The 12,220-nt window shown below is 74.7% G+C and carries 11 protein-coding genes; 9 read left to right on the top strand and 2 right to left on the bottom strand.

Translation table 11 applies throughout. The annotated features are described in order from the left end of the window. Positions 1-260: 260 nt before the first annotated feature. The gene (locus WMF33_RS30825) at positions 261-719 is read left to right on the top strand and encodes a globin domain-containing protein (protein WP_437331972.1); all 459 of its coding nucleotides are present in this window, start codon (positions 261-263) and stop codon (positions 717-719) included. Between the two features lie 13 nt (positions 720-732). Here WMF33_RS30825 and WMF33_RS30820 read toward each other — a convergent pair whose 3' ends face one another. Beyond that, a complete protein-coding gene (locus WMF33_RS30820) occupies positions 733-1,146 on the bottom strand; it encodes a secondary thiamine-phosphate synthase enzyme YjbQ (RefSeq protein WP_061623112.1) in 414 nt (137 codons plus the stop codon). A gap of 179 nt (positions 1,147-1,325) precedes the next feature. Between WMF33_RS30820 and WMF33_RS30815 the strand changes: the two genes are divergently transcribed. After that, entirely contained in the window at positions 1,326-1,679 is a 354-nt protein-coding gene (locus WMF33_RS30815) for an HNH endonuclease (RefSeq protein ID WP_061623111.1), read from the top strand. Positions 1,680-1,724: 45 nt separating this feature from the next. Here WMF33_RS30815 and pdxH read toward each other — a convergent pair whose 3' ends face one another. Beyond that, positions 1,725-2,312, bottom strand: coding sequence for a pyridoxamine 5'-phosphate oxidase (gene pdxH / locus WMF33_RS30810; protein WP_437331971.1), 588 nt, complete (start codon positions 2,310-2,312; stop codon positions 1,725-1,727). Positions 2,313-2,561: 249 nt separating this feature from the next. Here pdxH and WMF33_RS30805 point away from each other — a divergent pair, with 249 nt between their 5' ends. From WMF33_RS30805 to ruvC, 7 genes are all read left to right on the top strand, one after another. Next, entirely contained in the window at positions 2,562-4,118 is a 1,557-nt protein-coding gene (locus WMF33_RS30805; RefSeq protein WP_437331970.1) for a serine/threonine-protein kinase, read from the top strand. A gap of 29 nt (positions 4,119-4,147) precedes the next feature. Then, on the top strand, positions 4,148-5,305 hold the full coding sequence (locus WMF33_RS30800; RefSeq protein ID WP_437331969.1) for a hypothetical protein: 1,158 nt from the start codon (positions 4,148-4,150) through the stop codon (positions 5,303-5,305). Between the two features lie 531 nt (positions 5,306-5,836). Further along, complete coding sequence (locus WMF33_RS30795) at positions 5,837-7,300, top strand: PQQ-dependent sugar dehydrogenase (RefSeq protein ID WP_437331968.1); 1,464 nt, start codon at positions 5,837-5,839, stop codon at positions 7,298-7,300. A 251-nt stretch (positions 7,301-7,551) separates the two neighbouring features. Then, positions 7,552-7,752 carry a hypothetical protein gene (locus tag WMF33_RS30790; RefSeq protein WP_061621546.1) on the top strand — a complete coding sequence of 67 codons (201 nt, stop codon included), beginning with the start codon at positions 7,552-7,554 and terminating at the stop codon, positions 7,750-7,752. 41 nt (positions 7,753-7,793) lie between these two features. Further along, a complete protein-coding gene (locus WMF33_RS30785) occupies positions 7,794-9,962 on the top strand; it encodes a hypothetical protein (RefSeq protein ID WP_437331967.1) in 2,169 nt (722 codons plus the stop codon). A gap of 122 nt (positions 9,963-10,084) precedes the next feature. After that, the gene (locus WMF33_RS30780; protein WP_437331966.1) at positions 10,085-11,593 is read left to right on the top strand and encodes an FAD-binding oxidoreductase; all 1,509 of its coding nucleotides are present in this window, start codon (positions 10,085-10,087) and stop codon (positions 11,591-11,593) included. Between the two features lie 3 nt (positions 11,594-11,596). Then, positions 11,597-12,136 (top strand): crossover junction endodeoxyribonuclease RuvC, encoded by a 540-nt coding sequence (gene ruvC / locus WMF33_RS30775; protein ID WP_020738074.1) that lies wholly within the window; start codon positions 11,597-11,599, stop codon positions 12,134-12,136. Positions 12,137-12,220: the final 84 nt, after the last annotated feature.

The following is a 12,220-nucleotide window of genomic DNA, read 5'->3' as shown; positions in this document are numbered from 1 at the left end:
CCGCAGGAAACACCGAGGGGACCGGCGGGGCAAGCGGCGACGGGCCTCTCGCGGCCGGCGCCGCTGCGCGCGATCGGGGACCCGGGTTTCCTGGAGGAAACCGCCGCGGCTCGCGGCGCGCGCCGAGCCGGCGGGATCGGCGCGCTCGGCCGGAGAAACGCGCCTGGCACAGCCCGTGCGATTCCCTGGGCGCCGGCGGGGGAGCTCGACGGCGAAGGCGATGGGCGCGCGGGCACGGCGCGCGGGCACGGAGGTTTGTCATGGGATTGAACGTGGGTCTGCTGCGGGAGAGCTTCGAGCTGGTGATCGGGAGGGAGCCCAACCTCACTCACCGTTTCTACGGCATCCTGTTCTCGCGATATCCGCAGGTGAAGCCGCTCTTCGGCCGCAACAGCCGGGATCACCAGGAGAAGATGCTCGCCGAGGCGCTCGTCGCGGTCATCGACCGGCTGGAAGACGCGCCGTGGCTCGAGGAGAAGCTCATGGCGATGGGGGCCAAGCACGTCGACTACGGCGTCACGGACGCGATGTATCCCTGGGTCGCCGACGCCCTGATCACCGCGATGGCCGAGGTCGCCGCCGACGATTGGACCCCCGAGCACAAGCAGGCCTGGACGGACGCGCTCGGCGCCATCGCCTCGCTCATGCAGCGCGGAGCGCGGGCGTATTGCGCCGGCCGGCCCGAGGCGCTGGCGCCCGCGGCGCAGGCCGGCGGCTAGAGCGCCGGGCGCGTCACTCGCCCATCGCCTTGACGACGACGCGCTTGCGCCGCTTGCCGTCGAACTCGGCGTAGAAGATCTGCTGCCAGGGCCCGAGATCGAGCTTCCCCGCGGTGATGGGCACGATCACCTGGTGGTGCACGAGGATCGACTTGAGGTGGGCGTCGCCGTTGTCCTCGCCGGTCCGGTGGTGGTGGTAGTCGGGCCCGTCGGGGGCGAGCTGCTGGAGCCAGGCCCAGATGTCCTCCCAGAGGCCCGGCTCGTGGTCGTTCACGAACACGCCGGCGGTGATGTGCATGGCGCTCACGAGGACCATGCCCTCCCGGATGCCGCTCGCGGCGACGACGGCCGCGACGCGGTCGGTGACGTTGATGAGCTCGCGCTTGGCCTTCGTCTCGAAGTAGAAATACTCGGTCTTCGACTTCATGGCTCCTCCCGCGCGCGCGTCACGGGGCGTGACGGAGCGCGCAATCAACGACCCTACGACCGCGCGGCCGCGCCGCCTGTCGCCGCGGGCGCGCGCCGGCTCCGGCGCTCCATAGCCCACCTGCCGGCCCGGCGCGAACCGCGTGCGGGCCCCGCGCCGAGGGGCTACGCTCGAGCGCCGTGAAGGCCGCGCGGCGACGGTTGATCCTCGACATCGTGGCCACCGACGCCACGTTCGAGCGCACGGAGATCCGCGGTCAACCGGCGTGGGTGGGCAAGTGCATCCATTGCCTGTCGCACGTCGTCGTCGGCCTCGACGGCGAGCCGATCCAGCGCGCGACGATCGAGCACATCGTCCCGCGCACGCACGGCGGGACGGACGCGCTCGACAACCTGGCGCTCGCGTGCGGCCGGTGCAATGCGCTGAAGGGAATGCGGCTCGACGTGCGGCGCCGCGACGACCCGAAGCTCGTCGCGATCATCGAGCGGCTCCGGGAGCGCAAGGCGAGCCGCCTCCGCGGCGCCGGGACGTAGCGCCGCCATCCCGCGGCGGGGGGCAGGGCGCTCGGCGCGCTGCGCTCAGGGGTAGAGGCGCTCGACGCGCCAGCCGTCGCCGTCGCGGAGGTAGACCACGCGGTCGTGCAGGCGGCTCTCCTGGCCGCGCCAGAACTCGATCCGCTCCGGCACCACGCGGAAGCCGCCCCAGAACGGCGGCCGGGGCACGGGCCCTCCCTCGAAGCGGGCCTCGATCTCGCGCACCCGCTCGAGGAGCGCCTCGCGCGAGGGCAGCAGCGCGCTCTGCCGAGACGCCCAGGCGCCGATCTGGCTGCCCCGCGGGCGGGTCTCGAAGTAGGCGTCCGACTCCGCGTCGCTGACCCGCTCGATGCGGCCCTCGACGCGGACCTGCTCGGCCGCCTTGGCCCAGTGGATGCACAGCGCGGCGAACGGGTTCGCCGCGATCTCCATCGACTTGCGGCTCTCGTAGTTGGTGAAGAACACGAACCCGCGATCGTCGATGCCCTTCAGCAGCACCATCCGCGCCGACGGGCGCCCCGACGCGTCCGCCGTGGCCAGCGTCATGGCCGTCGCGTCGGTCGGTTCGGTGGTTTGCCGCTGCTCGAGGAGCTCGCGCGCGAGGACGAAGGGATCGGTCGGCTCGTTCGTCATGTGAAATTGCGGCATTCATATACAGGCAGCGAGCGCGCGTGGCGAACCCGAACGGCCAATATCGGCCGCGCCGCTTCGGGTTGAGCGCCGCGCGCGGCGGCGGCGCCGCTGCCGGCGCGGCGAGGCAACGAGCCGCGCGTGGGGTGAGGACGCGCGGGGGAGGGCGCGGCGGCTTTCCTTTCCGGGAAAGCCCGCGTTGTCGCGCACTCGTCGTTTTGATACTAGCGGAGATCCAGAGCGAGGGCGTGCATGGTCGCACCGGTCAACGTGGGGGACGTCCTCGCGGACAAATACGAGGTCGAGCGCGTCCTCGGCGAGGGCGGGATGGGCGTGGTGGTCGCCGCCCGCCATCGCCTGCTCGGCGAGCGGGTGGCCATCAAGTTCCTGCTGCCCCAGGCCCGCGAGCGCGCCGATCTGGTGGCCCGCTTCCTGCGCGAGGGGCAGGCCGCGGCGCGCATCCGGAGCGAGCACGTGACGCGCGTGTTCGACGTCGGCACGCTCGCGCGGGGCGAGCCCTACCTCGTGATGGAGTACCTCGAGGGGACCGACCTCAAGGCCCTCCTGCGCGATCGCGGCCCGCTCTCGGTCGAGCTCGCGTGCGATTACCTGCTGCAGGCGTGCGAGGCGCTCGCGGAGGCGCACGCGCTCGGCATCATCCATCGGGATCTGAAGCCGGGCAACCTGTTCCTCAGCCAGCGGGCCGACGGCAGCCCGCTCATCAAGGTCATCGACTTCGGCATCTCCAAGATGGCGCTCGCCTCCGAGCCCGCCGCGCCCAGGGCGCACGACATGACCGAGAGCTCGGCGATGCTGGGCTCGCCGCTCTACATGGCGCCCGAGCAGATGGTCTCCTCGAAGAGCGTCGACGCGCGCGCCGACGTCTGGTCGATGGGCGCGATCCTCTACCAGCTGCTCACGGGCGCCATCCCCTTCCAGGGCGACTCCGTGATGCAGATCTACGACCGCATCCTGGAGGGGCCGCCGCGGCTCCGCGGGCTGCGCGCCGACGTGCCCGAGCGCCTCGAGCGCGCGGCGCAGCGCTGCCTCCAGCGGAACCCCGCCGATCGGTTCGGCAACATCGCCGAGCTCGCCGCCGAGCTGGCCCCGTTCGCGCCGCCCCACGCGCAGCACCTCGCCGAGCGCGCCGCGCGCGTGCTGCGGGTCCGCCTCGACGCGATCGGGGAGGGGAGCGCCGAGGGGGGCCGCGAGCCCGGGCGGCGCCCGCTCTCCACGGCGCCCGGGCCCGGCAGCGCGCCGCCGCCGCCCGGCGGCAGCTCCGGCGGCCGGGGCGTGCCGGCCGGCTCGGCGTGGGGCGCGCCCACGGCGCTCCTGACGGACGGCGCGGCCACGGATCGCTCCTGGGGCGGTACGCGCGCCTCGTCGGGCAGCGGCCGCGCCGGGGCGCGCGCCCTCGGGATCGCGGCGGCCATCGCCGCGGCGCTCCTGGGCGGCGCGGGGCTCGCGTGGGTGTTCGCGCTCCGCGCTCCCGCGCCGGACGCCGCGCCCGGCGCGCCGACGGCCTCGTCGGCGCCGGAGGCATCGTCGCCGCGCGACACGGCGGAGCCCGCGACGGAGCCCGTGGCCGGCGGGCTCGCCGAGCTCCCCGACGGCGGCGCCACGCTGCAGCCGGGGGCGAGCGCGACCGTGACCGTCAGCGCCATCGGGACGGCGCGGCCGGCGGCGAGCGCGGCCGCTGCGCCGAAGCCGAGCGCATCGGCGAGGGCGGCGCGGCCGCCCGGGCGGCCTTCGCCGCCGCCTCGGCCGACGCCGTCCCGCCCGGACGATCTTTTTTCCGATCCGCGATGACATCGCGTGCGCCCAGGAGAGGTCCCGTCTTGCTCTGCCATCGTCGTCCCCCGAGCACCTGTCCCGAGGCCGGCTGCCGTGCGGCGGCCTCCAGCGCGCTGCGGACCGGGGGCGCGCGCCTCCGCGCGCTCGCGCTCCTGTCGGCGCTCTCTGCGCTCGCGGCGCTCGCGCCGGCCGCGCGCGCCGCGGAGCCCACCCGGGAGGAGCGCGCCGCCGCGGTCGCGCTGTTCGACGAGGGGCGCGCGCTGATGGCGGCGGGCAAGCACGCCGAGGCCTGTCCGAAGTTCGCCGAGAGCCACCAGATCGATCCGGGCATCGGCACCCTGTTCAACCTCTCCGATTGCTACGAGCGCATCGGCCGGATCGCGACGGCGTGGATCGGCTTCCGCGACGTCGCGGCCGCCGCGCTGTCGGCGGGCCAGACGGAGCGCGAGCGGGTGGCGCGCGGCCGGGCCGCCGCGCTCGAGCCGCGCCTCTCGCGCCTGCAGATCGTGGTCTCGAACGAGGCGGCGATCTCCGGGCTCTCGCTCACGCGGGACGGCATCGCCGTGGGGCGGGCGCTCTGGGGGACGGCGGTGCCGCTCGACCCTGGCGAGCATCGGGTCGCCGCCGCGGCGCCCGGGCACACGCCGTGGGAGACGAAGGTCGTGATCGACAAGCCGGGCGTGGTGAGCGTCGCCGTGCCCGCGCTCGAGCGCGCGCCGGAGCCGGAGCCCGCCGCGCGCTCGAGCGCCGCGCCCGGCGCGACCGTCGCGCCGCCGCCGGCCCGTCCGCCGGCGGACACGCCGCCTCCGCCGCAGGGCGGGAGCCTCCGCAGGCCGATCGGCATGGTGGGGGTCGGGCTCGGCGTGGTCGGGCTCGGCGTCGGCACGGCGCTCGGCTTCGTGGCCAAGTCGACCTTTGACGAGTCCATCGAGGGCGGCCACTGCGACGAGGAGGGCCGCTGCGTCGACCAGACGGGGCTCGATCTCCGCGACGATGCGGTCAGGATGGGCAACATCGGGACGGTGGTGTTCATCGCGGGGGCGGTGATCGCGGCCGGCGGGGCGGTCCTCTGGATCACCGCGCCCTCCGCGCCCGACGCCGCGACGGCGTCCGGCGGCGGGCGCGGGCGGGCGGGCGGCGCACCCCTTCGCGCGCGCGTCGGCCTGGGCCCGGGCAGCGCGTGGATCGCCGGATCGTTCTGAGCGGCGCGCGGGACGAGCAAAGATGGCAGATTCGTAATCGTCTGTCTCCACGCTGAGCTCCGACGTACGGAGAGCCGTAGTGGCCACGACGGCCGGTGAGCCCGGGCAGCGGCCCTCGCCGGCGGGATCCGTGCATGCGGTGATCAGAAGGGTGGTGGGCGGGAATATAGCCCTGGTTTCGACCAAAAACGGATTCACGCGTACCGCTCTGCTTCAAATGTCTGCCTCGGAGAGATGGCTGTCGCGCCGCGGAGCGCCGCGGCCTGTCAGGCGCGTTCCGCCTGAACGGCGGATTGACTTCATGAGCCGCGCCATGCCGTTCGATACCGATCGATCGGAGCGAGGCTCCTTCACTTCATCCCGGCGGCGACCGCCGAGCGGGCTTATCGGCGGTCCTCGGTCCTGCGGGCGATGACCGCTGGGACTCCATGCCACGCTCTTTCGCCCTGGCAGTAGATCATGAGTGCGCCACGGCGCCTCTCATGTAGAATGCGCCTCATGAAAAAACAGCGTACGACCTTGGCTTTGTGGATGGCTTTGACGCTGGGTGGCGGCGCGTGTCTCGCGCTGGGCACCGGCGCATGCAGCGATGACGGGGAGACGGGCTCCAGCGGCGCGACCTCCGGCCCGGGGGGGAGCCAGGGCTCCACCGGGACGACGGGAACGGGGGCTGGGAGCGGGACGGGGGCCGGAACGGCGACGGGGACGTCGAGCGGCTCCGGCGGCGCCGGAGGCGGCACATCGGCGAGCGGGGCCACCACCACGGGAACGGGCGGGTCGGGCGCCGGCGAGCCGACGGCGTGCGACGCCAGCGCGGCTCCCGATGTCGGGAAGCTGGCGCTCGCTCCCGTCGTCACCGGCGTGGACAAGCTGACGTATGCCGCGCAGCCGAAGGGCTCGGACGACTGGTATCTCGTGCAGCAGACCGGTCAGATCCGCGTGTTCTCGGGCGGCGCGCTGCGCCCGGGGGTCTTCCTCGACGTGAGCAGCGAGATCCGGCTCCAAAGCGGTGCCTTCGACGACGAGCGCGGGCTCATCAGCATCGCGTTCCCGCCCGACTACGAGGTGAGCGGCAAATTCTACATCATGCTGACGCCGACCACGGGCACGAACATGAACCGCGATACGGTGCTCGAGTTCAAGCGCTCCGCCAGCGATCCTTACGTGGCCGATCCGACGCCCACGAAGACGATCCTGCGGCTCGACAGCTCGCAGGTGAACCACAACGGCGGCCATGTCGTGTTCGGGCCTGACGGCATGCTCTACGTCGGCACGGGCGACGGAGGCGGGTCTTGCAACAACGACAAGCAAGGGGCACCGCAGGATCCGAGCTCGCCGTTCGGCAAGATCCTGCGCCTCGACCCGAACGCTCCCGAGCCGTACGCCGCGGCCGGCAATCCCTTCACGGGCGACGGCGCGCGGACCTGGCATTATGGCCTGCGCAATCCGTATCGCTTCGGCTTCGATCGCGCGACGGGCGACCTCTACATCGGCGACGTCGGCCAGGACTCGTACGAGGAGGTCGACTACGTCCCCGCGGGCGTGTCGGGGCTGAACTTCGGCTGGGCGAAGTTCGAGGGCGACCACGAGGATACCTGCCGCGGGCGCACCCTGCGCGAGGGCTCGACGCACACGCGGCCCATCGTCGACATGGACCGGAGGGCGAGCGCGACGGGGCCGTTCCGCGATTACAAGTCGGTCATCGGCGGCTTCGTGTACCGGGGCGCCGAGGTGCCTCAGCTCAAGGGCGTATACCTGTTCGGCGACTACACCGGAGGGCGCATGGGCGCGCTCGTCCAGTGCGGCGACAAGACGTCGCCCCTCACGCTGATCCTCAAGAACCCCGATCCGAACACGCCCAACGCTCCGGCGTTCACGCGTCAGGGCGGGCTGCCGACCTTCGAGGGGCTCACCGCGATCGTCGAGGACAACGCCGGCGAGCTCTACTTCGTGGCGAACCGCAACAGCCTGGTGAAGATCGTCCCCGGGACGTGAGCGAGCCCGAGCACGGCGCGGGCGCCGGATCACCGGCGCCTCGCGTCGTGCCCTGCCCCTGGCGCGCGCCCGCCTCCGGGCGCGCGTCCCCGCCTCCGCGCGCGCGCCCATGCGCGCCCGCTGCGCCACCCTCACGGCAATCCGCCATCGTTGCAGCCGTCGTGCCGCGTCCGATCGCTGCCGGCGGAGCGCCCCCTACCGAGCGCTCAGCGGATGTGCTTCGCTTGCGCCGCTCATTCAGGAGGCTCCCCATGAAGAATGTCTTGACCGTGCTTGTGGCGCTCGGCGCCGTGTGTCTCGTCGGCTGCGAGGACAAGCCCCAGCAGGTGACGCCCGAGCCGCCGAAGGGCGCGACCACGACCGAGGCGGCGAAGCCCGCGCCCAAGCCGGCCGAGCCCGCGAAGGCGGCGCCGGTCGAGAGCGCCAAGCCGGCGAGCACCGGCGGCTGGTGATCGGCGCGGGGGCTCGGCCCGCTGCCCCGTGGCGCCGACCCATGGCCGCGCGCCCCCTCGCGCTCGCGCTCTCGCTCGGCCTCGCCGTCGCGGCCTGCGACGGCCGCCCCGCGCCGCCGGCCCCCGGCGGCGGCCCCGATCCGCTCGAGCCGCTGCGGCGCTTCGAGGCGGCCCGTCGCGCCGCGACCGACTTCTCCCGCCTGCCCAGCTCCGACCGGCTGCTCGGGCCCGATCCGATCGCGCTCCGCCCCGTGGATCCGCTGGGCCGCCCCGCCGCGCCGGGCGCGCCCGCGCTGCTCTCGCCGCTCCGCGGCCGCGACGCGCTCGTCTTGCTCGACGCGTCGCTGCGCGAGCTCTCCCGCGCCCCCGCGCCGGCCTCGCCGACGGGGGTCGCGGTCATGCCCTCCGGCGAGGTCTTCGCGAGCGGCGAGGCGTCGCCCGCGCTCTTCCGCTACGTCGTGCGCGGCGCCTCGCTCGAGCCCGCGGGGCGCATCGAGCTCGCGGGCGTCCGCGGCGTCCGCGACGTCGCCGCCGGCCCCGAGGGGGTCCTCTACGCGCTCGACGAGCGCGCGGGCGCGCTCCTCACGCTGCGCCCCGGCCCTGTCCGCGCGGACGGGCGCCTCGAGGTCGAGCGCTGGGACGAGCCGATCGGCGCCGGCCCGTTCCGCGTCGTCCGGCTCGCGCGCCACCTCATCGTCGACTGCCTCCTCGACCACACGCTCGTCGTGCTCCCGGTCGGCGCGGACGGCCGCCCGCTCCCGGGCGGCGCGGCGCGCATCCGCCACGACGGCCCGATCTGGAGCTTCGACGCGATCGAGACGGACGACGCCGGAGGCGGGCTCCTGCTCGCCGCGGGCGGGGTCGAAGATCGCCCGCTCGACCGGACCGGCGGCTCGTTCGGCTACATCGACTCGTTCGTCTTCCTCTACCGCGTCGCCACCGGCGCCCGGCCCGAGGCGGCGCTGCTCTCGGCCGTGAACGTCTCGGAGCACGGCGTCCTCACCCCGAAGGCGATCGCGCTCTCGGCGCTCCCGTCCGGCGTGCGCGTGGTCGCGACCGGCTACGGCGGCGACCGCCGGGCCGAGCTCCTCTTCCGCGCCACGGACGCCGGCCTCTCGGCCGCGCCGGAGGTCTCCACGCGCCCGCTCGCCCCCGGCGTCGCCGCCATGGCCGCGCTCGACGGCGGCGCCTTCGCCTACGCGAACCCCCTGCTCGACGCGTGGCTGCTCGATGCGGGCGGCGAGGGCGCCGCGGTCGTGAAGCGGCCGGTCCAGGACGGCGGCGCGGACGCCCGCGCCGAGGAGCTCCGCCTCGGGGAGGCGCTCTTCTTCACGTCGCTGATGGCGCCGTGGAACAGGACCGACGGCCCGCTCAGCCGGTTCACCTGCGAGACGTGCCACTTCGAGGGCTACGTCGACGGCCGCACGCACCACACGGGCCGCGGCGACGTGCGCGCCACGACCAAGCCGCTGCTCGGCCTGTTCAACAACCGCCCCCACTTCTCCCGGGCCCTCGATCCGGACCTCACCACGATGGCGGACAACGAGTTCCGCGTCGCCGGCGCGCTGAGCGGCCACGACCCGTGGTTCTCCCTCTCCGCCGCCGACGCCCCGTGGCTCGCCGAGCTCGGGCTGTCCGACGCGGCGCGCGCCGGGTTGCCCCCCGAGGCGCTCCGCCGCGCGCTCATGAGCTTCCTCATGGCGTTCTCGCACCGCGCGAACCCCGCGGCCCTCGGCCGCTCGAGCTTCACCCCGCTCGAGCGCAACGGCGCCCGGGTGTTCCGGGACCGCTGCGCGCGCTGCCACGCGCCCGTGCTCCGCAGCGACGATCCCGGCTCCGCGGTGCCGTTCGAGCGCTGGGAGGAGCTCGTGCTCGCGCCCGAGGGAGCGATCGTGTGGGGCCGCGCCGGGTACGAGAGGACCGGCGTCGTGCCGTACGTGCACGAGGACGGCGCGCGGGTGCCGTCGCTGCGGCGGCTCTACAAGAAGCGGCCGTACTTCACGAACGGCTCCGCGAAGAGCCTGCGGCAGGTGCTCGAGCGGGCGCGCTTCCACGACGGGAGCGGCCGCGCCGACGCGCCGGTCGGCGCCGCGCCGGTGGGCGCCGCGCCGGGCGCCTTCTTCCACGACGGCGCCCCCGCGGGCGAGGGCCTCGCCGCGCTGGACGCCGGATCGATCGAGGCGCTGCTCGCCTTCCTCGATCTGCTCTGACCCGCGCGCGCTCGGCGCTGCGCAGAGGCGCGTCTGTCCCCCTTTTTCGCGGCCGGCCGAGCCCCGGGCCCGCCCGCGCGGATCCCGCAGCATCGCCGCGCGATCCGCGGTAAATAGGCGAGATGCGACTTCACCCCACGTTCCCCCGCCCGTCGGCGGCGGCCATCGACAAGGCGCGCCGGCTCCTCGAGCGCGCGCTCGGCCCCTCCAAGGTCATCACGTCGGCCGAGGGATGCGCCGCGTACGCGGGGGACGAGTCGGATCAGCCGCCGGTGAGCCCGGACGCGGTCGTGCTCGCCTCCTCGCCGGCCGACATCGAGAAGGCGGTGCGGGCGGCGAGCGAGGCCGAGGTGCCAGTCGTGCCGCGCGCCGCCGGCAGCGGCAAGTCGGGCGGCGCGGTCCCCGTGGCGGGCGGCATCGTCATCGCCACGATCGGCATGAGCTCCATCAAGGAGATCAGCCGGGAGGAGCAGGTCGCGGTCGTCGAGCCGGGCGTCATCCTCGCCGACCTGCACGCGGCCGTCGAGGCCGAGGGGCTCTTCTACCCGCCCGATCCGAACTCGCTCAAGATGTGCGCCCTCGGCGGCAACATCGCCGAGAACGCCGGCGGCCCGCGCGCCTTCAAGTACGGCGTCACGCGCGAGTACGTGCTCGGGCTCGAGGCGATCCTCGTCGACGGCACGCGCCTCCGCACCGGCCGGCGCACGGTGAAGGGCGTGACGGGCTACGACGTCACGGCGCTGCTCGTCGGCAGCGAGGGCACGCTGGCGATCACGACGGAGGCGACGCTCCGGCTCATCGCGAAGCCCCCGTCGGTCATGACCCTGCTCTGCCTGTTCCCGGACGTGCGCGCGAGCGGGCGCGCCGTGAGCGCCCTCGTCGCCGCCGGCGTCGTGCCGCGCTGCCTCGAGCTGCTCGACCGCCCGACGCTCGACGCGGTCCGGGCGCGCGGCGTCGGGGTCGACGAGCGCGCGGGCGCGATGCTGATCATCGAGGTCGACGGCGAGCCCGCGGACTGCGAGGTCCAGACCGAGCGGGTGGGGCAGGTCTGCATGGACGCCGGGGCGCTCGACGTGCTCGTCGCGCAGGACAAGGCGCAGCGCGACCGGCTCTGGGAGGCGCGCCGCCAGCTCTCGCCCACGACGCGCGCCATGGCGCGCCACAAGATCTCGGAGGACGTCGTGGTCCCGCGCGACAAGATCCCGGCGCTGCTCGACGAGGTCGCGGAGATCTCGGCGGCGACCGGCGTCCGCATGCTCACGTACGGCCACGCCGGCGACGGCAACCTCCACGTCAACCTGCTCTGGAACGAGCCGGAGCTCGTCCCCCAGGTCGAGGCGGCGCTGTCGCGCCTGTTCCGCGCGGTGATCGGCATGCGCGGCACGCTGAGCGGCGAGCACGGCATCGGGACCTCGAAGGCCGAGTTCCTCGCGCTCGAGCAGTCGCCGGAGCTCATCGCCATCGAGCGCAGGATCAAGGCGGTGTTCGACCCGAAGGGCCTGCTCAACCCGCACAAGATCTTCCCGCGGCGCGCGCTCACCGCCGCCGAGCGGGGCGAGCGCGACGGCGGGGCCGAGCGCCCCCCGGGCTTCCCGACCCACGTCGCGGCGCCGTCGCACGGGGCGTGCTGAGCCGTGCGGGTCCTCGGCATCGATCCCGGGTCGCGCCACCTCGGCTGGGGCCTGCTCGTCCGGCAGGGCACGCGCGTCGAGCACGTCGCGCACGGCGTCATCGACATCGACACGAGCGGGACGTTCGCCGGCCGGCTGGTGGAGATCGACGACGAGCTCGGGAAGGTGATCGCCGCGCACGCGCCCGACGCGGCGGCGGTGGAGAGCCTGTTCTTCGCGAAGGACGCGCAGAGCGCGGCGAAGCTCGGCCACGCGCGCGGGGTCGTGCTGCTCCGGCTGGCGCGCGCCGGCGTGCCGATCTCGGAGTACCCGCCGGCGCTGGTGAAGCGGACCATCGTCGGCCGCGGCGCGGCCGAGAAGGCGCAGGTGGCGCAGGTGATGACCGCGGTCCTGCGGCTCGCCGCGCCCCCGCGGCCGGACGCGGCCGACGCGCTCGCCATCGCGATGACCCACCTCAGCGCCGCGGGCTTCGCGGCCGCGCTGGCGGCGTCCGGCGCGCCCGCCCCGTCCCGGGCCCGGCCGCGGCGGGCGCGCCTCGGTTGAGCGCGGCCCGGCCGCGCGCGGCGGCTCGGCGCGACGTGGCCCCGCCAGGCGCGACCGAGGCGGTCCGGGCGCACACACCGTGTG

Source organism: Sorangium sp. So ce394 (genome assembly GCF_051474665.1).
Classification (GTDB): domain Bacteria; phylum Myxococcota_A; class Polyangia; order Polyangiales; family Polyangiaceae; genus Sorangium; species Sorangium cellulosum_D.
Note: the sequence above shows the minus strand (reverse complement) of the source record. Positions and strands in the feature narration are given on the sequence as shown.